Consider the following 536-nt stretch of genomic DNA (forward strand, 5'->3'; position numbering starts at 1 on the left):
TTGGTCAGGCCGCGATGGGGAATTAACACGCCTTTAGGCGTTCCGGTTGAACCGGAGGTATAGATCATATATGCCAGATTGTCCATATGGACACGACTTGGCGGAGGAGCGTCGGCACAGGCAGCGATCCGGTGCCAGTCACGGTCCAGACAGATCACCCGCCCTTCGTGTCGTGGAAGGTGGGACAACCATTTCTCCTGTGTCAGCAACACCGAGACTCCCGAATCAGCAAGTAAAAACCTCAGCCGTTCCGGTGGATTGGCAGGGTCGATCGGCACATAGGCCCCGCCTGCCTTCAGGATGCCGAACAGTCCGACCATCATTTCCACCGAACGCTCCATACAGATCCCGACCAGCACATCCGGCCCGACCCCTTCACCGCGCAGAAAGTGCGCCAACCGGTCGGAACGATCGTTCAACTCACGATAGGTCAATGTCACGCCATCCGCTTCCACTGCTATTTGTTCCGGCATTTGTTGAGCGATGGCAGCGAACCGATCATGCAGGAGCTCTTGCGGAAATTCCTCTTCTGTGTC

Annotated in this window: 1 protein-coding gene; it reads right to left on the minus strand. The window is 56.9% G+C overall.

Going from position 1 to position 536, the window contains the following annotated elements:
• Nucleotides 1–536, minus strand: a 536-nt coding sequence (locus IEV46_RS17905) for an AMP-binding protein (RefSeq protein WP_188433995.1), incomplete at both ends; no start/stop codon positions are given.

This window comes from Kroppenstedtia guangzhouensis (assembly GCF_014637345.1).
Classification (GTDB): Bacteria; Bacillota; Bacilli; order Thermoactinomycetales; family DSM-45169; genus Kroppenstedtia; species Kroppenstedtia guangzhouensis.